Annotated in this window: 19 protein-coding genes and 1 tRNA gene; 15 read left to right on the top strand and 5 right to left on the bottom strand. The window is 63.7% G+C overall.

Annotated elements, in window-relative coordinates:
• The first annotated feature begins 41 nt into the window (after positions 1-41).
• Entirely contained in the window at positions 42-344 is a 303-nt protein-coding gene (locus HBNXHr_RS01655) for a hypothetical protein (RefSeq protein WP_275882906.1), read from the top strand.
• Positions 345-448: 104 nt separating this feature from the next.
• On the opposite strand, the gene HBNXHr_RS01650 is transcribed toward HBNXHr_RS01655, so the two are convergent.
• On the bottom strand, positions 449-1816 hold the full coding sequence (locus HBNXHr_RS01650) for a S8 family serine peptidase (RefSeq protein WP_275882905.1): 1368 nt from the start codon (positions 1814-1816) through the stop codon (positions 449-451).
• A gap of 551 nt (positions 1817-2367) precedes the next feature.
• On the opposite strand from HBNXHr_RS01650, the gene HBNXHr_RS01645 reads away from it, so the two are divergent.
• The 5 genes from HBNXHr_RS01645 (at position 2368) to HBNXHr_RS14290 (ending at position 11548) form a co-directional block, all read left to right on the top strand.
• A complete protein-coding gene (locus HBNXHr_RS01645) occupies positions 2368-3537 on the top strand; it encodes a hypothetical protein (RefSeq protein WP_275882904.1) in 1170 nt (389 codons plus the stop codon).
• A 136-nt stretch (positions 3538-3673) separates the two neighbouring features.
• Complete coding sequence (locus HBNXHr_RS01640) at positions 3674-7270, top strand: hypothetical protein (RefSeq protein WP_275882903.1); 3597 nt, start codon at positions 3674-3676, stop codon at positions 7268-7270.
• Positions 7257-7811, top strand: a complete 555-nt coding sequence (locus HBNXHr_RS01635; RefSeq protein ID WP_275882902.1) for a hypothetical protein — start codon at positions 7257-7259, stop codon at positions 7809-7811. Before HBNXHr_RS01640 ends, HBNXHr_RS01635 begins: the two co-directional genes overlap by 14 nt.
• 403 nt (positions 7812-8214) lie before the next feature.
• Positions 8215-11334, top strand: a complete 3120-nt coding sequence (locus HBNXHr_RS01630) for an adenosylcobalamin-dependent ribonucleoside-diphosphate reductase (RefSeq protein ID WP_275882901.1) — start codon at positions 8215-8217, stop codon at positions 11332-11334.
• Between the two features lie 94 nt (positions 11335-11428).
• Positions 11429-11548 carry an HVO_2523 family zinc finger protein gene (locus tag HBNXHr_RS14290; RefSeq protein ID WP_345893716.1) on the top strand — a complete coding sequence of 40 codons (120 nt, stop codon included), beginning with the start codon at positions 11429-11431 and terminating at the stop codon, positions 11546-11548.
• A 32-nt stretch (positions 11549-11580) separates the two neighbouring features.
• On the opposite strand, the gene HBNXHr_RS01625 is transcribed toward HBNXHr_RS14290, so the two are convergent.
• A complete protein-coding gene (locus HBNXHr_RS01625) occupies positions 11581-12261 on the bottom strand; it encodes a VTT domain-containing protein (RefSeq protein WP_275882900.1) in 681 nt (226 codons plus the stop codon).
• A gap of 435 nt (positions 12262-12696) precedes the next feature.
• Between HBNXHr_RS01625 and HBNXHr_RS01620 the strand changes: the two genes are divergently transcribed.
• Positions 12697-13062, top strand: a complete 366-nt coding sequence (locus HBNXHr_RS01620) for a DUF5830 family protein (RefSeq protein ID WP_275738933.1) — start codon at positions 12697-12699, stop codon at positions 13060-13062.
• A gap of 15 nt (positions 13063-13077) precedes the next feature.
• On the opposite strand, the gene HBNXHr_RS01615 is transcribed toward HBNXHr_RS01620, so the two are convergent.
• The gene (locus HBNXHr_RS01615; RefSeq protein ID WP_275882899.1) at positions 13078-14223 is read right to left on the bottom strand and encodes a hypothetical protein; all 1146 of its coding nucleotides are present in this window, start codon (positions 14221-14223) and stop codon (positions 13078-13080) included.
• Between the two features lie 153 nt (positions 14224-14376).
• Between HBNXHr_RS01615 and HBNXHr_RS01610 the strand changes: the two genes are divergently transcribed.
• Positions 14377-14512: transfer RNA gene (locus HBNXHr_RS01610), tRNA-Met, on the top strand.
• Positions 14513-15086: 574 nt separating this feature from the next.
• On the opposite strand, the gene HBNXHr_RS01605 is transcribed toward HBNXHr_RS01610, so the two are convergent.
• Positions 15087-15572, bottom strand: coding sequence for an Lrp/AsnC family transcriptional regulator (locus tag HBNXHr_RS01605; RefSeq protein ID WP_275738929.1), 486 nt, complete (start codon positions 15570-15572; stop codon positions 15087-15089).
• A 167-nt stretch (positions 15573-15739) separates the two neighbouring features.
• Here HBNXHr_RS01605 and HBNXHr_RS01600 point away from each other — a divergent pair, with 167 nt between their 5' ends.
• From HBNXHr_RS01600 to HBNXHr_RS01590, 3 genes are all read left to right on the top strand, one after another.
• Positions 15740-16699, top strand: a complete 960-nt coding sequence (locus HBNXHr_RS01600; protein ID WP_275882898.1) for a DMT family transporter — start codon at positions 15740-15742, stop codon at positions 16697-16699.
• Positions 16700-16807: 108 nt separating this feature from the next.
• Positions 16808-17440 (top strand): hypothetical protein, encoded by a 633-nt coding sequence (locus tag HBNXHr_RS01595; RefSeq protein WP_275882897.1) that lies wholly within the window; start codon positions 16808-16810, stop codon positions 17438-17440.
• Positions 17441-17572: 132 nt separating this feature from the next.
• A complete protein-coding gene (locus HBNXHr_RS01590) occupies positions 17573-17710 on the top strand; it encodes a hypothetical protein (RefSeq protein WP_275882896.1) in 138 nt (45 codons plus the stop codon).
• Positions 17711-17794: 84 nt separating this feature from the next.
• On the opposite strand, the gene tmk is transcribed toward HBNXHr_RS01590, so the two are convergent.
• Complete coding sequence (gene tmk / locus HBNXHr_RS01585; protein WP_275882895.1) at positions 17795-18394, bottom strand: dTMP kinase; 600 nt, start codon at positions 18392-18394, stop codon at positions 17795-17797.
• A 164-nt stretch (positions 18395-18558) separates the two neighbouring features.
• Between tmk and HBNXHr_RS01580 the strand changes: the two genes are divergently transcribed.
• The 4 genes from HBNXHr_RS01580 (at position 18559) to cofC (ending at position 22089) form a co-directional block, all read left to right on the top strand.
• A complete protein-coding gene (locus HBNXHr_RS01580) occupies positions 18559-19434 on the top strand; it encodes a complex I NDUFA9 subunit family protein (RefSeq protein WP_275882894.1) in 876 nt (291 codons plus the stop codon).
• 113 nt (positions 19435-19547) lie between these two features.
• Positions 19548-20726: a tubulin/FtsZ family protein gene (locus tag HBNXHr_RS01575; protein ID WP_275738916.1), complete on the top strand. Its 1179-nt coding sequence runs from the start codon at positions 19548-19550 to the stop codon at positions 20724-20726.
• Positions 20704-21480 carry a hypothetical protein gene (locus HBNXHr_RS01570; RefSeq protein ID WP_275738914.1) on the top strand — a complete coding sequence of 259 codons (777 nt, stop codon included), beginning with the start codon at positions 20704-20706 and terminating at the stop codon, positions 21478-21480. Before HBNXHr_RS01575 ends, HBNXHr_RS01570 begins: the two co-directional genes overlap by 23 nt.
• A complete protein-coding gene (gene cofC, locus HBNXHr_RS01565) occupies positions 21481-22089 on the top strand; it encodes a 2-phospho-L-lactate guanylyltransferase (RefSeq protein WP_275882893.1) in 609 nt (202 codons plus the stop codon).
• Positions 22090-22105 lie beyond the last annotated feature (16 nt).

Raw genomic sequence — 22105 nt, 5'->3', positions numbered from 1 at the left:
GGAACGAAATAATTTATAGCTTGAGCGATGATTTGGCAATCGTGCGTTCCACAATCGATGAACACGTCTTCAGAGAACCGGATGGGCGCCCCGAGACGCTTATCTATTTCGGCTCAGCAGCCTTCTTCCTGAGTATACACGTATACTACGCCTGGATCCTCGGTAGTAACGGTTCGACCAGATTTACACTCGTGATGGCGGTTATATGGGCTCTGTTTGGGATCACCGAGTCGCTTCCGGAAAGTCGCCGACAAACAACCGGTGTACTTCGTCTCACGGTACTGGTCGTGTTGCTGTGTCTCATCGTCGCGTTCGTCTTCGCCCCCGGGTTCCTGTTCGGGTGAACCTGTTACGGAGGAGGCGGACAGACTGATCGGCGGGGCTTAGGACGCCGTCTTTGGTCCCTTGGCGGACATCCGTCCCTGACTCCGGATGTGTGGGGCTCTCGTCACTCGCGTGCACCGTCGAGAACCGACGATTCGAGTGCCGCCGCGGCGTTGAGTCGGCCGGACCCAAGCTCCGGACCTTTCTTGCCGTCAGCACTCTGCTTGAGAGCTTGTATCACACGATAGGGGTTCACGTCGGGGGCGATCGAGCGGACGAGGGCGGCGACGCCGGCCGCCTGTGGCGTCGCCATCGACGTCCCGAGGCTGTATCCGTACCGGTCGCTCTCGGGAAAGCCACTGTTCTCCGCGAGGCGGGTTCCCGGCTTTGTGGTACTAAACACTCCGTTTGTCGGATACGGCCGGTCGACGTCCGCCGACTCGAAGGTCTTCTCGAAGGACCCGTAGCCGCCGCCTGGTGCCACGATATCCAGGTAACCCAACCCATAGTGGGAGTAGTAGGCTCGCTCGTCCGTCGGGCCGGTCGCGCCGACGGTGAGCGCACTCGGAACGGACCCTGGAAACATTGTCCCGCCCCCGTCCTGGAAGTTCGTGCCACCCTCCGGGGGAAGGAAATAGTTCCCGGCTGCCTGAACGACAACTGTCCCCGAGTCAACCGCTTGTTGGATGAGTCGACGACTGGCCTTGGCGAGTGCGTTCGCGCGGGCCGCCGGCGGGAACGACCTGATACGTCCGGCCGGTGACCCCGTCGAGGAGACAACGTCGACATCGATGCTCGCCGCGTACTCCAGGCCGGCGAGACGACGTGCCAGCGTCGGCGTATACCGCCCGTCGCCCCCCTCCGGGTCATAGGTGTCACGTATCGAAACCACTTCAGCGTCGGGCGCGACGCCGGCCATACCCACGTCGTTGTTGATCGAGGCGGTGGCGATGCCGGCGACGTGGGTGCCGTGGCCGATCATATCGCGGACAGTGCGCTTCTCGATGGTCTCCCGTGTGACGACACGACTGAGATCCTCGTTGACGTCCAGATCCGGATGGTCAGCGTAGACACCTGTATCGAGGAGGGCGATCCGGGTTCCCTCGCCTGTCGTCCGTTCGTGGGCCGCGGGCAGATCGATGAGCGGCTTGTCCCACTGGCGATCGTAATGAGGCTCGTCAGTCGTCTCCGATCGGTGGGTTGTGGCAGTTCCCCTCCGAGAGGGTGACCCCTCAGCGGCCACCTCATCCGGTGGGGTCGCTGTAGGGCCCTCCCCAGCGGGGCTAGCAAGCGGTACGTCGACCGTCGCGGCGGAGACACCACTCGTCGACGCGATGCGGTCAGTCTTGCCTTCGCGGCCTGTTACCACCAGGACATCGCCGTCGGCGAGTTGATTCCGGACTTCGAACCCGTGCCGGGAAAGGCGGTCAGCGGCGTCGCCGTCCGTGACAGCTATATACCACGCCTCGCCGGACGCGGTAGCAGTCCCCATCGTGGCGCCGAAAACGACGGCAGCCCCTGTTTGTTTGAGTACGGTCCGTCTACGTACTGAATCAGTCTCGTGCATGGTCGTCGACCTCGTGACTGGCCCCGGATCGAGCGCTCCGTCGTTGGCTGGAAATACCGAATATCGTGACCGCGATCCGTGACAGCTACCGTCCAGGACCTACTCCTCGATCGAACAGTGTTTTGAAAAGTGTTTTGTATACTGTCATATTCGAAAATGGATCCGTGGCTATGAACGATGCTCCGTCCGAATCATTCGTGGCCGGGGCCCGGCCACCCCGGGTCCCCCGGCTGGGGACTCGATGGCCCCAGTACTCGCAGCCACCGGCGACGGCTGACGACTCGATCCGGCAGTCGGCTGTCGATCGAACTGGATGTCGGCCCACGTTCCCTGTCAAGGCGTCGTGTCGGCGCGTCCTGACTGCGGGGCGCCGTTTCGGGCGGTCTTGGTGGACGTTAGTGAGTGACGTGAGATGGAATGACATGAAATCTGCCGGAATGCTAATACTTAATGGACAATCAGATGACTGAAATCATATGTCAACAGGCGAAGGAGTGATCTGGCGTGGGTATCACCACGCCTGGCGATACAACCACCGGCTCAACCGGCTGGGGAGTTACCTCGAATTCGACGGTGACGACTGGGAGTGTGTCCACACCGCCGCCTCGGGGACGGGACCGGACACGGCCCGGTTCTGTGATCTCTACACCAAAGTAGCGGGCGACGGCGTTGCCTTCCAGTCCCACACGGAGTCCTTCGAGGTCGAGGGTGACGAGAACGTCCCGATCACGGTATCCAAGTCGCTCACGAGCGACCTTGAGAGCCCGCTGGAAAACCGGGACACCTACGAGGTACTGCTCAACGGGTTCGACATCTACGCGGCGAGTGACGCCGACAAACTCCAGGAGCTGTCCCTGCACGTCGACCGGCCGACGCCGACTGACGGGAGGACCAGTCTCGATTTCGACGCCAGCGTCGAATTCCGTGGCGACTGTGGTACGCCCGAGTGTCGGGAGGACGGCGTCGATTACACAGTCGAGATGCGATATCTCGTCGTCGGCGGCGATGCCGATACCGTCCGGTCGGGCCCCGCGATCTCGGCCGGGACGGACTACGCGTGGTCCATGTCCCAGGAACCCGATCAAAAGCGCGACGGCGTCGCCAACGCCGCGGTCACCGACTCGAATCGCTGGACCGGCCCGAGCGTCGAAAATGCCGTCGGGCTGACGGACGTCGACGTCACGCTGACGAAGACCGGCGATCCGCCGCTGATCGCCGCTGCCGGCGCGCTCGCGGATCACGCCGAGGGGATGCACTTGCTCGAACACGACGTCGCCATCGAATCGATCACGACTCGGGACGATCGGATCGACGTCGAGTTCCTGCTGTTCTACAAGAACTGGGAGGCCGGGATGAAACGAGCCGTCCCGCCCGATTTCCTCCAGCGGATCGGGGAGTTCATCCCGGGCGACACCGAGCAGGCGATCCGCGACGATCCGTCGCTGTCCTGGACCGACGTCATCGACGCCTCGCTGTTCGCCCACAAAAGCGCCGGCGAGGCCACCTTCGACGCGACGGCACGATTGCTCCAGTTCGACAGCCCCGACACCTTCCATCACAACGCCGTCCCCGGCGACATCGACTGGGAAGGGGAGAACGCCGACGCGTCGAGTTCCGACGCCACCCACACCACCCTGATAGACTGATGATTTACCCCATCCAAATGCCAACGGCAAAGGAAGTACAGCACCGCAAGCAGTGGCTGACCAGCCAGTCGACATCGACCGCGTCCAGCGGTGATTACCAGCCACCGTCGAACGCAACCAGCGGAGATGACCACCCATGACGGACCAGATCGACCCCCAGCGGATGGCCGAGGAACTCGGGGCTGGGAGCCCGGAATCGGTCGCCGCGAACCTTCGAGCGCGGGAACTTCCCGAGGAAAACTACCTCGACGTCGTCGAGGCCGGTCTCGGCCGTGATGGCCGGGAGGGACGCACGGTCCTCGATGGGTTGATGCGGGCCCAGCCGGCCGGCGGCGTGAGTGGCCGGGTGTTGCGGGACGCGTGTCGCCGCGGCGACGAACGGCTGCGCCGCGAGGTGATCAGATCCTTCCGGGACATCGGCCGGGAGGACGCACTCGTGACGGGAGCCGGGCTACTGACGGTCGAAGATGCCTCGACCGTCTTCCGGGATTACTTCGAGGAAGGCGGCGACACCAAGCCGATCGCGGAGTGGCTCTCGCTGGTCGGGCTGGGCTACCGTCGCGAGAAGCGCAAGGGCAACATCGACGTCGAATACGACGGCTGGTTCCAGAACACCTGGAACGACATCAAGGAGGCGGGCAAGAGCGTCGCGGAGGCGGTCAATACAGTCGTCGACTCAGTGGTCGAGGCCGGCAAATCCTTCGGCGAGGTGGTCAAAGACGTCGTCGACTACGCCCAGCGGCGGATCAACTCGGTTGTCGAGACGTTACTCGACGGCGTAAAGACTGTCGCCGACATCATCGCGGGCATCGCCCAGGAAGCGTATTCGACCATCAAGAAGATCGTCAAGGGGCTGCTGTCGGCCGGGAAGGCGATCAAGGGGATACTGAGAGAGGCATTCAACATCGGCAAATCCTTCTTCCGGAGTATCGTTCGCGCGCTCAGAAAGACGGGCGAAACGCTCACGGATATCGTCGTCGCCGCAGGGTCGATCGGCGTCGACGTCCTGAAAGTCGCGGCGCGAACGCTCGTCGACATGGTGAGTTACGCGGAGGAACGCGCAAACAACATCATCGAAATCGTCAAGGACAAGCTCACCCATCTCGGCGAGGAGATCATCGAGACCCTGAAGGACTTCGTCGACGAGGCATACGAGCTCGCCAAGGCCGCCGTCGAGCAGGGACTCAGTGCGATCATCGACCAGATCCAGAAGGCCGCGAACAACGCCCTCGATAAAGCCCGGTCGGTCCTCCAGGGCTTGCTCGACGGCGGGATCGCCCTCGGTGACTTGCTCGAATACCTCCACCGGGAAGCCAGTGACTTCTTCAGCGACGCCGTCTCCCTGCTCCGGGAACTCGTCTACGCCGCCGAGGATCTTTTCGCCGCGGCACTGGATCTGGGCGAGTGGGCCGTCGGTGCGGTGATGGAGGCACTGGTGGCGGCCGGCGAATCGGTCGCCGACCTCGTGGCGTGGGCACGAGATGCCGGCGCGGCCGCGGTTCGGGGGCTACTCGACGCGCTCGCGACCGTCGGCGAACTCACGACCGACGCGCTCTATCAGTTCGGCAAGGCCGTCGTCGAGATCGGCGAGGGACTGGTCGACCTCGTCGAGCGCGCGGCCGACTGGGGGAGGATGGCCGCTCGCGCCGTTTTCGACGGCATCCTCGCGGCCGGCGGGGCCGTCGGTGACATCCTCGAAACGCTGTGGGATCGAGCGCGGGACTTCCTCCGGGAGGGGATCGACACGCTGCTGGACGTCGGTGCGCGCATCCGGGACGTCCTGGCGGCCGGGCTGAACCTCGGATTGGATGTCCTCGAAGAGTTCATCGAGCACCTCTATGACCTGGGGCGGTCGATCTGGTACATCCTCGACTGGGTCGTCGACACGGTCGAGCGCGTGGGCGAGGTCTTGGAGACGGCGTTCCAGGCGTTGATCGACATCGGCGTGGCTATCGGGGAACTCGTCGCGTGGTGTGCCCGCCGGACGATCGACATCATGCGGGCCGGCTTCGGCGCGCTGCTCGCGATCGGCATCGGCCTCGGGGAGATCCTGGTTACACTCCTGACGGACCCGGGCAACGTCTTCAGCACGGCCGTCGATGCACTCCGGGACGTCGGCGCGAGCATCCGCGAGTTGTTCGAGGCCATCACGGACGCCGGCCAGCAGGTTCTCGGGCGACTCTACCGAGCCCTCCGGAACATCGGCGTCGCGCTCGGGGACGTCCTGGGTGCGATCGTCGAGGCGGGCAAGGAGACGTTCACGCAACTGCTGGAGGGGCTGCTCAAAGTCGGCGTGACGGCCTTCGAGGTCGTGCTGTGGGCCGCCGATCGAGCCTTCGACATCTTCGGCTGGGTGATGGAGGTCGTCGAGGCCGCCCTGGACTCGCTGCTGGATCTCATCGAGTGGGCGGCCGGCCTCGGCGGCCCGGTGCTCGAACAACTGGCCGAGTGGTTCGCAAAAGGCGTCTCGAACGCCTTTGACTTCGTTCGCGACAAGGTGATCGCGCCGCTGCTGGCGGCCGGCAAGCTCGCGCTCGTCGTCACGCTCGCGACGGCCAGTCTCCCCTTCCTCGCCGTCGCCTACGTCGTGCTCGGCTCGCTGGTCAATCCGGACCAGGTGGATTACAAGCACTGGCCCACCGACTTCCGGAGCTTCGAGTGCGACCAGCGCGTCGAGATCCGCGAGCTCTCGCCGCCGGCCGAGGACCGTGGGATCGTCGTCTTCAGCGACCTCCACATGGAGGACCAGGACGACATCGACGCCGGCCTCGATCACTTCAGCGCGAACGCCGATCTCGTCGAGTCCGTGCTCTCGGACTACGCTGCCGACGAGGCGAACGGCTACGAGTGGACGGTCGTCTTCAACGGCGACAGCGAGGAGTTCTGGATCGACAACGACCTCACCGCCAACGAGCCGGCTGACAAAGTCGACGACATCGTCGCTACCCATCCGACCGTCCACGAAACCGTCTCGGAGGACTTCTACAAGTTCGAGTCACCCCGGCGGTTCGTCAAAGTCCGTGGCAACCACGACGCCAGTTACGAGGACCCCCACGTCGTCGGGGCATACGAGGACCACGGGTTCCCTGACCTGGAAGTCTATGACTTCGTGACGACGACCTACGACGGCGAGGACGTGTTGATCACTCACGGCCACCAGTTCGACCCCTGGAACTGCGACGCGAACAACGACTTCGGGAAGTTCTCGAGCAACTTCGTCGGCGAACCGATCGACGTGTTGAGCGATACCCTCGAGGATGTCTTCGGTGAGGACGCCAGCCTCGAAGGCGAGACGATCACCGCATTCGGCGAGGAGATCCCCGTCCACGCGATCGCCCCCTACTACGACCCCGGCGAATGGCGACCGATCGTCGACAGCGACGTCAAGAGCCCGTCGATCGAGGACGGCGCGATGTTCGAGGAGAGCGCGGTCGTCGAGACCATCCGCCAGCTCGACGCGAGTCTCATCATCGGCCACACCCACGTCCCGAAGCTCATGGAAGACGGCACCGACAACAGCCGGTTCTACGTCAATACCGGCACCGCCGGCTGGTGGGAAGACTGCCTGTGGACCGTCGAGATCACCGCGGAGAACGTGACGCTGAACGGCTTTACGCCGGACGGAAACGGTGGCCATCAGCGCGAGTACGTGATCGCGCTGGAAGACCCGACCGACGACGGGTCCTTCGGCGCGGGCGATCCAGATCGACTGGTCACGAATGGAACGTTCTGAGCAGGTGCTCCTGCTCGGGTTCTACCATCCCCGGTACCTCACGCCGCTTCGATCGTGGGCCGATCGGTTGCGGGCCGTCGGCTGTACCGTGACCGAGGGCTATCCCGATACCTGGTACGCCGAGGACGCCCTCGACGCGCTCGGACGTCGACGCGACCTCGTGGTCTACTTCGGTCACGGCGAGCCGGGAGCCTGGACGGGACTCGGACGGATCAACGCTGACGATGTCACCAGTGTCGAGGGAAAGCCACACCGGGTTGTGGTGAGTTGCTGCTGTAGCGCGTTCGAGGGTGACGGAGACGGGAACGGAAGTGACGAGGGCAAGCGGTCGATCGCCACGGCGTTCCTCGATGGTGGGCTCGCCGAGTGCGTCGTCGGCTACGACGGCCGAGTCCGGTACGAGGACAACCGGGCCGTGCTCGATCACCTGCTGGAGGGCTGCCGGACAGCAGTGAACGATGGCGACGACGGGGCTAAAGCTATCCGCGAGTGTGCCCGCCGGGAGCCGGCACTCAACGTCGCCGAGCAGACCGAACGGTAATATTCCGGACCAGTTCGTGATGGCGTTGCATGTCTCCACGGGACCCCGCCGTCGAGTCACCGATCGAGCGCAGCATTGCGGACCCACCCACCCCCTCTCTTCGAGTCCGACCCGCCCGAGGGGACAGCCATTGTCCTGTCTGCGTTCACTTTCACTCCGGTCTACGAACCCTTATGTATCCCCATCTCGTTGAGTGTGAGCGTGCGAGCTAGCCCTCTGAGCCTGGGGCTCGAACACGGACCCATACGAAATATGACAGAGGCTCGAATCGCAAACAATCGCGCAAGCCAAAGCGTTATGAGGCATCCAGGCTAACAGAACTTCCACCATATATGATACAAACGAGAGCGAAAACTACGGGACGGACGGACGGATCGACGGCCGCGTCGTGGGGGGCCGAGCAGTGACCGACGCCGAACTCGCCGTCGACGAGGTGACGCTCCCGATCAAGCGCACCGAGGGCGACACCCTCGCCGACCGGCTGACTGACAACGCCTACCACAACATTCTGCCGGCGCGATATCTCCGGAAGAACGCCGACGGTGAACTCATCGAACAGCAGGAGGATCTCTTCGAACGTGTCGCGAAGAACATCGCGCTGGCCGAAGCCGTCTACGAGGCGCGAAACGAAGACGTCGAGATCACGGTCACGCCCGACCAGCTCAAACCCGACCATCCCCGGCGGGACGAGCTCGCCGAGGAGGTCTTCGGGAAGGGAACTTCGGCAACGGACGACGCCGAGACGACGCTCAGCCAGTACAACGTCAACAAGTTCGCTTACGAGACGGTCGTCCCCGAACTCCCCGCGGACGTCCGTGACCATGTCGAGGAGACCGCCGCGGCGTTCCAGGATCTGATGGAGAATCTCTCCTTTATGCCGAACTCGCCGACACTGATGAACGCCGGGGACGAACTCCAGCAGCTTTCGGCGTGTTTCGTCGACAGTCCCGAGGACGACATCGATGACATCCATCAGACAGCCAAAGAAGCCGCACAGGTGTTCCAGAGCGGCGGCGGCATGGGGTACGCCTTCTGGCGATTGCGGCCCTACGGGGATGCTGTCGGGTCCACGGGCGGAATCGCGTCTGGTCCGATAACGTTCATGCGGACGTTCGACCAGATGTGCGAGACGATCGCCCAGGGCGGTGCCCGGCGGGGTGCCCAGATGGGCGTCATGCGGGTCTCCCACCCGGACGTCATCCAGTTCATCCACGCCAAGAACAAGGACGTCTCCCTGGCCCGGACGCTCCGGCTGAACGACCCGGACGACTTCACCCACACGTCCTTCTCGGACGCCTTGGAGGAAGCCCGCGAATTGATCGACGACGACGGGCGGGTTCCCGAACACCTCCGCAACGCCGTCGAGGGCCACCTCTCGAACTTCAACATCTCCGTCGGGATCACGGACGACTTCATGGACGCCCTCCAGAACGACGAGGAGTTCACGTTCACCAATCCCCGGACGGGCGATCCCCACATCGTCACCGCCGAGACCAAGGAACTGTACGACATGTTCGGCCTCGGCGAGTACGTCGAGGTCGGCGAGGAACTGTCGATTCCAGCCAGCGAGCTCTGGGACGATATCGTCGAGGGTGCCCACGAGAACGGCGAACCCGGCGTGATCTATCTCGAACGCGCCAACAAGGAACATTCCTTCGACGTCGAGGAGCATCCTGATCATCGAATTCTTGCAACAAATCCCTGCGGCGAGCAGCCCCTCGAGGAGTACGAGGCCTGTAACCTCGGACACATCAACCTCTCGACGCTGGCCGCCGAGGACGCACCCGACTGGCGAGTCTGGTCGGAACGCCACGCCGACGACTACGAGGACTTCGAGGCGGCGGTCGAGGCGTATCTCGACGAAGCCATCGACGTCGAGGAACTCGAATACCGCATCGAAATGGCGACGCGGTTCCTCGAGAACGTCGTCACGATGTCCGATTTCCCGGTCGAGAAGATCGAGGAGACGGTCCGGGACATGCGCAAGATCGGGCTGGGGATCATGGGACTGGCCCAGCTGTTCATCCAGCTCGGCGTGAAGTACGGCAGCGACGAGGGCGACGCGATCGCCGGCCACCTCATGCAGAAGATCAACCACGACTCCAAATGGGCGAGCCACGAACTCGCCGAGGAGCGCGGCGTCTTCAACGACTGGGAGGATTCGAAGTACGCCGACCCCACCGAATACCGCGAGTGGTTCGAACACTACGTCGGCGAGGACGCCGACGACTGGGCCGAGGGCTTCCCCATCCGCAACCACAACACGACGACCATCGCGCCGACCGGCACGACGTCGATGGTCGGCAACACGACCGGCGGGTGTGAGCCGGTCTACAACGTCGCGTACTATAAGAACGTCTCCGACGATGTCCAGGGCGACGAGATGCTGGTGGAGTTCGACGACTACTTCCTCCGCGTGCTGGAGGAGAACGGCATCGACGTCGATACCGTCAAGCAAGAGGCCCAGGAGCAGATGGCGACAAACGAGTTCGACGGCGTCGAGGGGCTCTCGACGGTCCCGGACGCCATCGGCGAGCTGTTCGTCACGACGGGCGACCTCTCGCCCAAGCAGCACGCCTCGATCCAGTGTACGCTCCAGGACGGCGTGGACAGCGCCATCTCGAAGACGGTCAACGCGCCCAACGACTCCAGCATCGCCGACGCAAAAGATGTCTTCGAGTACATCTACGAACACGGCGGCAAAGGCGTCACCTATTACCGGGACGGCACCCGGAGCAAGCAGGTGCTGACCACCAGGGCGGAGAACACCGACTTCGCCGACATGGACACCGAGGAGGTCATCGCCCAGATCGAGGCCGTCTTCGGCGGGATCGAGGCCTTCCTCGATGACGAGGACGTCAGGGCAGCCCTCGACGGTGAAATCGAAACGCTACTCGGCGAAGCCGACGGCGAATACGCCGACTACGCCAAAAAGCGCCCGCGCCCGGACGTCCTCCACGGCGTGACCCAGCGTATCGACACCGGCTACGGGAAGGTCTACGTCAACATCAACGAGGATCCCGAAGCCGAACGGCCCTTCGAGCTGTTCGCCAACATCGGCAACTCCGGCGGCTTCACGGCGTCGTTCACCGAGGCCCTCGCCAAGACCGTCTCGGCCGCCCTCCGGGCCGGCGTCGATCCCAACGAGATCGCCGGCGAACTCCAGGGTATCCGCTCACCGAAGGTCGCCTGGGACAAGGGCGAACAGATCCAGTCGATCCCGGATGCTATCGGCACGGCGATGCGCCGATACCTCGATGGCGACATCGAGCGGGCCTATCCACAACAGCAGACGCTCGAAGAGACCGCCGACGAAGAGGATCCGGAAGCCATGGGCCACTCGACTGACGGCGGCGCGACGGCTGCGTCGAGTGAATCGATTGAGCCGACCGAGCCGAGTGGTGACCAGCAGGAACTCATCGAGAACGGCGAGAGTCCCGAATGTCCCGAGTGTGGGTCGATGTCGCTGTATTACTCCGAGGGCTGCAAGACCTGTGAGTCCTGTGGCTGGTCGGAGTGTTGAGCGCCGACTGAGCTGACTCGTTCGCTACAGCGATCGTTCACGTTCGTTTTTCCGCCTTCCGAACTATCAAGCAGTCCGCTTGCCAGGAATACACATGGAAGAGTCCGGTGGCCGACCCTGTCCACGCTGTGGTCGCCCGCTGTTCGAACGCCACTGCAAGTACGTCTGTCCCGCCCACGGCGTCGTCTATGACTGTGCGGACACCTTCTACTGAGGAGAGACAGACGGCGAAGAGGACGGAATCGATCACTGCGAGCCGGACGATCCCATGGAGGGCAGTCGGTCGTAGTCGGCAATGTGACGGATCACGGGACTGGCGAGGACGAGCACACCGACCGCAGCAGCCCCGACGACCAGGGGAAGGCCGCCGGCGCTCCCCTCGACGGCGAGCGTCCGCATCGAACTCCCGGCGACGACGCCCGCCAGGACCCAGGGGAGTTGGCCCACGAGCGTCCCGGCGACGAACGCTCGCGTCGGGACCGAGGAGAGGCCGGCCCCATACGAGATCACGTCCGCCGGGAGGGGCAGGAGTCGCGCAGCGGCGACACCGCGGAACGCGCCGGTAGTGTCGACGACGTGGCTACCGCGGTCGTGGAGTCGGCCGAAGAGACCGCGCTCACGGGGGGCGTGACGGGCGAGCAGATACGCCGGCAGCGAGGTACAGACGGCTCCGAGGAGACCGACGGGGACGCCAAGCGGGATGCCGAGGCCGTAGCCGACGAGGATCGACACCGCGGAAATCGGCCAGAGAACGAGCGGCCGGACGGTGTAGACGGCGACCAACACGGCCGCGAACGCGAGCGGCGAGTCGACCGCCGTCTCGACGACCGAGCGCAGGGCGTCGGGCGAACCCACAACGGCGACCGCGCCGGCGACGACGGCGACTGCAGCGATCGCGCCGAGCTGGCGTCTGACTGCCGGTTCCATTACCGGAGACAGGTGCCGGAGCTGGCAAACCTTTTGTGGTCCCATCTTTTTCGTCGTCGGGTGTCCTCGCTCACTTCGTTCGCTACGGGCACCGCGTGGCGACTGCGAGGCGGCTTCACCGCCTCGATCGGAGACGGCAATGCCGTCTCCGTCGCCACGGCATTCGGTTGCGGGCCGTCGGCCCACAACCCGCTCCCGGCAAAAACATGGTCCACGTGAACGCAGTGAGTGTGGGCTCGGGAGCGCTTGCGCTCCCGGTGGTAAAAACGGCCGCCTCCGCCGTCTTCGACGGCTCCGGCGGTGAAACGCCTCGCTTCCCTCGGCGTACGTTCAACCCGATTTGCACTGGTAATCTATTCCGTTCGACACAGGCCCAACTAGAGACATCGCCAACGAAGGCCAACGATTCTTGGCGGCGGAGCACGAACGAGCGGTGTGGACGAGACGAACGACCCGGTGGAACTCGGCGTGACGCTGCTCGCGAACTTCGAGGACGCCGAACTGTCGATGGCCGAGGCGGTCGACCGGATCGAGACGGTCACGACCGATCCACACCTGACGCGTGAGATTCTCGATACCGCCGAGCGCCGGGGAATCATCGAACGGGAGGCGGGACTCGTCCGCCCCACGACTGGACAGTACGTCTCCTTCGAGAGCCAGGTCGTGACTCGCGATGGGGACTTTTCGTGTCAGCGCTGTGGCGCGGGGCTCTCGACGGGCCACTTCATCCGGTTCGAGGACGACCGCGAACTCGGCCCGTTCGGGTCGTCGTGCATCCGGAAAGTGACCGGCAGAGAGTGAGGAATAGTCGGGAAGTTACTGATCGCGAAGCTCGCCGAGCAGTTGTTTGATCGCGTTGTGTTGCTTTTTGAGGAGCTGGTTTTGCCGCTGGACGGCCGAGGACAGTTCCGAGACTTCTTCGCGGAGGGCCTCGACATCGTCTTCGGTCGCTGCTTGAGTCGATTCCGGGGACGACCCAGTCCGGGGTGTCGCGTCTGTGGAGCGTGAGCGGTCCGGGTTGTTGGTCTGTTGTGGAGACGGCGTGTCTTCGGTCCCTGCGGCACCGATAGCGGTCGACGCAGGATCCGAGCGGTTGTCCACACCCTGCTCCGTCGTTTGCTGTGGCGTCTCCACAGAGGATTGAGAGGGTTGCGTGGCTGTCGTCGATTCCCCCTCCGTCGGTGTCGAGGGTTCCGCCATCTCGGAGTCAGTCTCTAAGGGGTCCGACGGTTCGTCGCCAGTTTCCGAAACGAGCGGATCGATGCCCGAACCGAACGTGAGATCGTCCGGTTCGTCGGTCGCCGAGGACTCGTCGCCGGTCTCAGCGGTTTCGACCGCGCGCTGGAGTTCCGCCATCGTGGCCACCTCGTAGAACTCGAAGACGGCTTTTTTCAGGGTCTCCTCGACGAGGCGAGCATCCTCGCGGGGTGTCTTGATACGCTGTGGACGGCCGTCGATCGTGAGGACAATCTCCGTTGCGACGCTGCCCTCCTGAAAGTCGAGCCCGGTGAGGTCGGCGTATTCGTACTGGGTGAAGTCGTCGTCCCAGACAGTCTCGCCGATGTGTCTGACGAGACGGTTCTCGGCGATGACCAGCGTGAGTTCGCTGAATCGAAACGCACCGACGACGGATTCGTCCTCGTCGAGAACGCCGTCGACGCCGAGGATGCCTTCCAGCAGGAGCGTCAGGACGTCCCGACCGTGGCTGGCAGGGACAGCGAACGAGCGCGTGCCGTCGACGTACGTGAGTTTGAACGTGGTCTTGCGTCGGCCTTCCGAGAGGGCCAATCGGTCGACGTCGTGTGGATACTGCTCGATACGTTCGTCGCTCAAAATCCCTTCGGGCCGATAGATGAGCGTCCGCGAATCAGTGGCACAGACGACTTCCTCATCGCCGATGGCGACCCCCGATCGGATCTCTTCGCCCCCCAGTTCCTCGTGGACGAGGTCTGGAATCTCCATATCCAAGGTGTACCGGTCCGGTATCATAAATCCGCGGGTACACCGGATCGGCTGGCAATCTGCCGAGCGAACGGTCCGCTATCTTCGCGTGGCATCACCAGCCGACGAACAGATGAGAAGCTTAAAGAAGACCCTCACGCAATCTCGGGGTGAGCCCGGGTGGCTTAGCTGGACATAGCGCCGCACTCATAGGGTCGTTCCACTGTGTGCGCCATCGGCATGGCCACGGGGTTCGTCACCCCGGACCTGGGTCATGCGGAGATCGAGGGTTCGGAGCCCTCCCCGGGCATTTTCAACCGTCGCGAACCTTGTGTGAGCGACTGCTCCGGAAATGCCGGTGGCGGGCTCCGAACCCTGGAAGGTCTCGCGCGAGCGCCGGGGAATGCGAGAGGAGACCGTGCAGCATCCAAACCTGGCGGGGACGCCAGAAAAGCGGGGTGGGAGATGCCGGGTTTCGGGAACCCGGCAAGCGGCAATGATGACAACGACGGGGACACACCCGGACCACCGCGGCGGAGGTGCGGTGGAGTCCGGCCGGTGTAGAGACGATCATGGGCTGATCGTCCGGGTCGGTGACGGGGTCACGTCGCCGACCCAAGTGGGAATGCGAAGTGTAAGTATGTAAATTTAATGGACATTCTCAGAGCTAGAAGAGCGAGTCGAAAATCCGGGTGCACCTGGCCGGAATGGACGACTGCGTTCTGAGACACCCGATCGTCGTCGGCTCGAGCGGCCCCACACGAGTGTCTCAGTACGGCAAGTGCCAGCACGAAGCGACTCCGTGGTGAGACTGGGGTGGTTGGAGCTCAATCCGGACGCGGAGGAGTGACTGCGGAACGGCGTGTCTGTCGACACTCGGAGGGCTACTCGTCGACAAGTTCAGCAAGCAAGGTGTCAAGTTCGTAGGCTTCAAGCGCTCGATGGCTATCTTTGAGCGTCGAGATCACGAACGTCGAGTTCGTCCGCTCGACTTCATCCAGTGCCTCGAAGTCGCTAATGAGCCGTTCGACCATATCGGAGTCGGTTAACTGGGCGATCACGATGAAATCCGTCTCACCCATCGTCAGATAGACCTGCGTGACCCCCTCGATCTCACCGAACTTCTCGGCGACGGCGTCGTAGGTCCCGCTGTATTCGGCCAGGACTTCGACGATGACCGTCACGCCCAACCCGACCGCGTCCAGGTCGATGTCGTTGAGATCGTTCTCGATCACGCCGTCCTCCCGGAGGTTGTTGAGGCGGTAGTGAATCGTCGAGATCGGGATCTCCGTCTCCTCGTGGAGTTGCTCCGGACTGTCCGTCCCGAGATCGGCGATCGCCTTGAGTATCCGAACGTCGCGTTCGTCCATGCGTGACACGCTCGGCGGTGATCGGTAAGTATGCTCCGCTCGCTCGCGCAGCAACATCGCGACAGTCAAGCAGCCCAGTGTGAATTTGTCGCCAATATTTGGCCGATAGTTGAATTGGATTCTATCTTCCGACAGATTATTATATCTATCTCTTAGATATCTACCTAATGCGATCGAAAACGCTCGTCCTCTCGCTGGTAGTCGGCATCCTCTGGGGAAGTTCGTTTCTGGCCATCGACGTGGGACTCGCGTACTTTCCGCCACTTTTGTTCGCCGGTCTCCGGTACGCGCTGGTTGGCGTGATAGTGATCGGCTTTGCCGCAGTGTTGGTGCGTCGCTGGTACCCCCGGTCGCTGGCAGACGCGGGGAGTGTCCTGGTTGCCGGCGCGTTCATGATCGCGGGTCACCACGCCTTTCTCTACCTGGGGATGGAACACGTCCCGCCCGCGATCGCGGCCATCGTGGTAAGTCTCTCCCCGGCGCTGACGGCGGTCTTCGCGAGTGCGTTGCTGCCCGACAGCGACCTCACCACGCTACAGATCCTGGGGCTGGTCGTCGGGCTTGGAGGTGTCGTCGTCATCTCCGACATCGGCGTGGGCACGGTTGCGAGCGCAGATCTGCTCGGAGTAGGGCTGGTCGTGCTCGCCACGCTGAGTTTCGCCTTCGGGTCCGTCGCCACGAGACCGCTCCGGACGGACCTCTCGGCGGTCGCCCTCCAGGGCTGGGCAATGGTCCTCGGCTCCGGGCTGCTGGGCGTGACGGGCTACGCAACCGGCGAGTCACTCGGCACTGTCGTCTGGACACCGCTGTCGGTTGCGTCGCTCGCCTTCCTCGTTGTCGGGCCGGGAATCATCGCGTTCTCGCTTTACTTCAGTCTCCTCGACCGGATCGGCCCGACTGAAAGCAACCTCATCGTCTATTTGGAGCCGGTCGTCGCGACGCTGTTGAGCTGGCTGGTGCTCGGCGAGGTGATCGACTCGACGACCGTCGCCGGGTTCCTCGCTATCTTCACAGGATTCCTGCTGGTGAAACACCGGTCGCTGCTGCCGTCGCGTGATCGGCTCCTCGGCCGAGGGTCGAATGCCCACCCCGAACCTGACGGGAGGACCTTCAGCAAGTCGGACTGACTCGCGTGAGAATCGCGTCGCCTCCGAGTGGGACGGACGATGGTCCCGCTGTTGTCTCCGGAGGATGATCAGCGCGACGCCTAAGTACGTACCGCAGGAACAACCGGTATGGGACTGCTTGAGGGCATCAAATCAGCGTTGGGGCTCAAAGCCGAGGCCGACGCGACCCGGGACGCCGACCCCGAGGACCTCTTCGGGATGAGCACCGCCTACGTCACGATGGAGGCCGACCTGGGGTACGAACCCGCGGGCGAGGCGGCGCTGTGTTTCTCCGACGTCGACAGCACGGACTTCCAGGATGCGATCGCGGAAGTCAGGCAGATCCTGGCCGCCGGGGAGATCGAGACGGGCACGACGGCGGAGTTCGTCGAGGACGCCCACGGCTACACCTGGGTCGTCCTCGAGGACGACGACGTCGAGGACCTGGTCACGAGCGTCCACTTCGCCGCGGACACGCTCGTCGAGAACGGCTACGGCTCGCGGCTGCTCGCGGCCGTCTTCGCCTTCCGCGATCCCGAGGATTCGACCGCCTGGGACGACAGCGACCGGTACGTCTACTGGGTCTACTCCTTCCGTCGCGGGTCGTACTACCCCTTCGCGCCCAAGCCCGGCGAGCGTGAGCGCGACGCCACGGCGGAGTTCAAACTCCAGAGCGTGCTGGACGGCGAACTCGATCTCGAAGACGACGAGGCCTACTGGTATCCCCTCTGGCCCGAGGACGCGGGCCATCCCTGGGAGTGACCCGGAAGTGTGGATCTGAGACCGATACTGGCACTACTGTGGTAGCAATCACAGAGAACACGCGATTGGACCGGACAGCAGTCGTTCAATCTACCAACAGGTATATGCGCAGCAACGTCGTTACTCACGGCCATGGCTACCACGGAGATGCTCTCCCTCCTCGCCCTCGCTGCACTGCCCGCCCTTGCCCTGCTCGGACTTGCCGGGAAATACCTGCTGGGATGGATGCAGGAAGGATACGAAAGTGCTGAGGGACAGGCGAGCAAGTAGTCCTCTTTGTGAGTCGGAGTGATTGCTTCAAGAACCGCCGGATCGGATGTAAGATCCGTTCGTCCGAGTGGACTCCGAGAACGGTTATTGTTCTGAAAGCAACCGTTCGACCGCCTCCAAAACGTCCGCCCGTACCGCTTCAGCCGCTCGCGTCGCGTCGATCCGGACAAACCGGTCCGGTTCGGCGGCGATCAGTGCCTCGTAGTTCTCCCGAACAGACCGCAGATGCTCGACGCGCTCGAACTTGTTCGTCCCGCCGCTGCGCTCGGCCCCAGTCTCGGCGTCGACGTCGAGGTAGATCGTCGCGTCCGGCGGGCGGGTCCAGGGCTCGTGGATCTCCCGGACGAAGGCGAGGGGGTCGTCCAGCCGATCCGCCAGGGTCGCACCCTGATAGGCGTAGCGCGAGTCCGAATAGCGATCCGAGACGACGACCTCGCCGCGATCGAGCGCCGGCTGGACGGTGTCGGCGAGGTGGGCGGCGTGGTCGGCGGTGTAGAGGAACAACTCGGCGAGGGAGTCGGCGTCGTCTTCCTGAATCGAGCGCTGGACGGCCTCGCCGTACCACGACTCGGTCGGCTCCCGGGTGAAGGTGAAATCGGGGTCGAGGTCGGCGGTGTGCTCCCGCAAGAATTTCCAGGCGGAGGACTTCCCGCTGCCGTCGATCCCTTCGAGCGTGATGAGCATAGCGATCGATCGAACCCGGGATACGTAAGGCCGCCGGCTCGTCGTCGCGGAACGACCATTGTGGCGGGCAGCGACGGTCCGCTGTGCCGTCCGGGTTGCCGCCCCATCCCGTCCGGCTTGCCGGCCACCGTAGGTTTAGGGTGCGTGAGACCAAATGTCGTGGTATGGATGTCCTTGTCACTGGCGGCGACGGCTTCGTCGGCCGACACCTCTGTGCAGAACTGGACGAGCGCGGCCACGACGTGACGGCACTCTCGCGCGATCCCGATTCCGTGGTCCTTCCCCCGGGTGTCGAAACAGCCGCGGGCGACGTCACGGACCGTTCGTCGATCGAACCCGCCCTCGAGGGCGTCGATATCCTCGTGAACCTGGTCGCGCTCTCGCCGCTGTTCATCCCGAGCGGCGGCAACGAGATGCACGAGCGCATCCACCTCGGCGGCACCGAGACCCTGGTCGAAGCTGCCGAGGACGAAGGCGTCGAGCGCTTCGTCCAGATGAGCGCGCTGGGGGCTGACCCCGACGGCTCCACGCACTACATCCGCGCAAAAGGGCGCGCGGAAGAAGTGGTCCAAGAGTCCGCCCTGGAGTGGGTGATCGTCCGGCCCTCGGTAATCTTCGGCGACGGGGGAGAGTTCGTCGGATTCACGAAGAAGCTGACGCCGCCGCTGGTCGCGCCGCTGCCGGGCGGCGGAAAGACCCGCTTCCAGCCCATCTGGGTCGAGGACCTCGCGCCGATGCTGGCCGATTGTGTCGTAGACGACGAGCGGGCGGGCGAGGTCTACGAGTTGGGGGGCCCGGAACAACTCACGCTCAAGCAGATCGCCAAGCTCGTTCGCGGGCGAGTCGCGGTCGTCCCCGTCCCGATGGCGCTGGCGGGCGTCGGTCTCTCGATCGGCGGCGCGATCCCGGGCTTCCCGATGGGGGGCGATCAGTACCGCTCACTCAAGTTTGACAACACCACGGCGGACAACGACGTGACCGACTTCGGGACCGAACCCGACGTGTTACTCACGCTTGGGGAGTACCTTAACGGGATCTGAAGGCGGAAGATCACAACAGGGCGTTGCGGTTCAGCGTCGCAGTATTTTCTGTGGGAACGGGGCAAAAAGCTTATACGCATATTCCGACTGTTTTCAGGCCAAGAGGCACACTTATGAAACTCGCTATGATCGGCTTCGGGCAGGCCGGCGGGAAGATCGTCGACAAGTTCCTGGAGTACGACGAACGGACGGGCAGTGGGATCGTCCGGTCGGCGGTCGCGGTCAACACCGCCAAGGCCGACCTGCTCGGCCTCGAACGCGTTCCCGAGGAGAACCGTGTCCTGATCGGACAGGCGCGGGTCAAGGGACACGGCGTCGGTGCGGACAACGAACTCGGCGCGGAGATCGCCGAGGAGGACATTGACGAGGTTCAAGGGGCCATCGACAACATTCCCGTCCACGAGGTCGACGCGTTCCTCATTATCGCCGGGCTAGGTGGTGGGACCGGGTCGGGTGGTTCGCCGGTCCTCGCCAAGCACTTGAAGCGGATCTACACCGAGCCGGTCTACGGCCTCGGGATCCTGCCCGGCAGCGACGAGGGTGGCATCTACACCCTCAACGCTGCCCGGTCGTTCCAGACGTTCGTTCGGGAAGTGGACAATCTCCTCGTCTTCGACAACGACGCCTGGCGGAAAACAGGCGAGTCCATGGAAGCGGGCTACGCGGAGATCAACGACGAGATCGTCAAGCGCTTTGGTATTCTCTTTGGCGCAGGTGAGGTCGAACAATCCGGCGAAGTCGCCGAAAGCGTCGTCGACTCCAGCGAAATCATCAACACGCTCGCGGGCGGCGGTGTCTCGACGGTCGGATACGCGGCCGAAGAGGTCGACCTCGAGGACTCCAGCGGGTTGCTTTCGCGATTCCGGGGCGACGATTCATCGGACTCGATGGAATCGGCAAACACGACCAACCGCATCACGTCGCTGGTCCGGAAGGCCGCACTGGGTCGGTTGACGCTCCCCTGTGAGATCGACGGGTCCGAGCGCGCGCTACTGGTGCTCTCGGGCCCGCCGGGCCACCTCAATCGGAAAGGGATCGAGCGCGGGCGCAAGTGGCTCGAAGAGCAGACCGGCAGTATGGAAGTCCGGGGCGGGGACTACCCCGTCTCCGATTCGGGATACGTCGCAAGCGTCATCCTGCTATCAGGAGTTCACAACGTGCCGCGGATCAAGGAACTCCAGCAGGTCGCCATCGAGGCCCAGGACAATATCGACGAGATCCGGGACGAAAGCGAAGAGAACTTAGAGACGCTGGTAGAAGATGACGAAGATGAGTTGGATCCGCTCTTCTAAGGGGGTTACCCTGTTGGCGGTGCTGGTGTTCGCGTTCGCTGCGGTCGGCGCAGTTACGGCCGCATCGGTCTCTGCGGACGCACCAGCGGAGGCACAGGTCGGCGAGGAAATCACCGTCTCGGCGACGGTCTCGGACGTCTACGAGACCTCCGAGCAGTGGCGGCTCAACGGGACGACCGAGCTCCGGAACGTGACCGGCTGGGAAGTCACGAAGGTCACGCCCAGTGGCGACGAAAACACGACCCGCTTCGACGGCTCGACGAGTTTCGAGGTCTCGATCGCCGGCGAGGAGAACCTCGATCACGTCGAGGTCTCGATTACGGGAACCGTCCCACCGGTCGAACAGTTCTCCTACGATCCGCCACAGTCGTTTGTCGGGGCTGATTTTACCCGGATCCAGGGCGACAACGTAAACAGCATCGAAACCGTTTCGATCCACCACTTCACGGAAGAGAGCAGCCAAACGCGGACCTTGATCGACGAGGCGAATGAGGCGGTCGAGGACGCGGACAGCCAGGACGCTCGGAGCACGCTCGAAAGCGCGATCGGTGTCTTCGACGGTAGCGGCGAGAACTTCGGCGAGGCACGGGACCTCGCTGAAGACGCCAAAAGCACCGCCGAATCCGCACAGCAGTCCGCCCAGACCACCCAACTGGTCCTGTACGGCGTCGGCGCACTCGTCGTGCTCGCGCTGCTGGGCGGCGGGATCTACTACTGGCGCTCCCAGCAGGACGACTACGACAAACTCCGGTAGATGCGCGTCGTCGTTCCGTTCGACGGTCGCGATCCGAAAACCCGTTTGGCCCCCGTTCTCGATACTGCGGAGCGACGGAATTTTGCACGTGTCATGCTTGCAGACATCGCCAGCACGATCGAATCCGTCGGCTTCGAGCCGACGATCCTCGCGACGACCGATATCGACTGCGAGTGGCCCATCGTCGTCGACGAACGGTCGCTCGACGCGGCCGTGAACGACCAACTGGCGGCGGCTGACGGACCGATAGCAGTCGTCATGGCTGACCTTGCGCTCGTGACACCTGACGCACTGGATCGACTGTTCGAAGCTGACGGAAACGTCGTTCTCGCACCGGGTCGTGGTGGCGGAACCAACGCGATCGTGGCCCGTCATCCGGACTTCCGCGTCGACTATCACGAGGCCTCGATCACGGATCACCGATCGATCGCCGAGGAGATCGGCGCGGACACTGTCGAGGTCGACTCCTTCCGGCTGGCGAATGACGTCGACGAACCCGACGATCTCGCCGAGGTGCTGTTACATGGCGAGGGGCGGGGGGCCGCGTGGCTTCGCGAGCGTGGGTTCGAACTCACGGTCGACGAAGGGCGTGTCAGCGTACAGCGGTGACCGCCGCTGTCGTCCC

It is taken from the genome of Halorhabdus sp. BNX81 (assembly GCF_029229925.1).
Classification (GTDB): Archaea; Halobacteriota; Halobacteria; order Halobacteriales; family Haloarculaceae; genus Halorhabdus.
This window is presented reverse-complemented; position numbering and strand designations above follow the sequence as displayed.

Bases quoted from the DNA above. Each gene is read 5' to 3' on its own strand.
- HBNXHr_RS01650 (WP_275882905.1), bottom strand. From the start codon at position 1,816: ATGGGGACTGCTACCGCGTCCGGCGAGGCGTGGTATATAGCTGTCACG.
- HBNXHr_RS01645 (WP_275882904.1), top strand. From the start codon at position 2,368: ATGTCAACAGGCGAAGGAGTGATCTGGCGTGGGTATCACCACGCCTGG.
- HBNXHr_RS01640 (WP_275882903.1), top strand. From the start codon at position 3,674: ATGACGGACCAGATCGACCCCCAGCGGATGGCCGAGGAACTCGGGGCT.
- HBNXHr_RS01635 (WP_275882902.1), top strand. From the start codon at position 7,257: ATGGAACGTTCTGAGCAGGTGCTCCTGCTCGGGTTCTACCATCCCCGG.
- HBNXHr_RS14290 (WP_345893716.1), top strand. From the start codon at position 11,429: ATGGAAGAGTCCGGTGGCCGACCCTGTCCACGCTGTGGTCGCCCGCTG.
- HBNXHr_RS01625 (WP_275882900.1), bottom strand. From the start codon at position 12,261: ATGGAACCGGCAGTCAGACGCCAGCTCGGCGCGATCGCTGCAGTCGCC.
- HBNXHr_RS01615 (WP_275882899.1), bottom strand. From the start codon at position 14,223: ATGGAGATTCCAGACCTCGTCCACGAGGAACTGGGGGGCGAAGAGATC.
- HBNXHr_RS01605 (WP_275738929.1), bottom strand. From the start codon at position 15,572: ATGGACGAACGCGACGTTCGGATACTCAAGGCGATCGCCGATCTCGGG.
- HBNXHr_RS01600 (WP_275882898.1), top strand. From the start codon at position 15,740: ATGCGATCGAAAACGCTCGTCCTCTCGCTGGTAGTCGGCATCCTCTGG.
- HBNXHr_RS01595 (WP_275882897.1), top strand. From the start codon at position 16,808: ATGGGACTGCTTGAGGGCATCAAATCAGCGTTGGGGCTCAAAGCCGAG.
- HBNXHr_RS01590 (WP_275882896.1), top strand. From the start codon at position 17,573: ATGGCTACCACGGAGATGCTCTCCCTCCTCGCCCTCGCTGCACTGCCC.
- tmk (WP_275882895.1), bottom strand. From the start codon at position 18,394: ATGCTCATCACGCTCGAAGGGATCGACGGCAGCGGGAAGTCCTCCGCC.
- HBNXHr_RS01580 (WP_275882894.1), top strand. From the start codon at position 18,559: ATGGATGTCCTTGTCACTGGCGGCGACGGCTTCGTCGGCCGACACCTC.
- HBNXHr_RS01575 (WP_275738916.1), top strand. From the start codon at position 19,548: ATGAAACTCGCTATGATCGGCTTCGGGCAGGCCGGCGGGAAGATCGTC.
- HBNXHr_RS01570 (WP_275738914.1), top strand. From the start codon at position 20,704: ATGAGTTGGATCCGCTCTTCTAAGGGGGTTACCCTGTTGGCGGTGCTG.
- cofC (WP_275882893.1), top strand. From the start codon at position 21,481: ATGCGCGTCGTCGTTCCGTTCGACGGTCGCGATCCGAAAACCCGTTTG.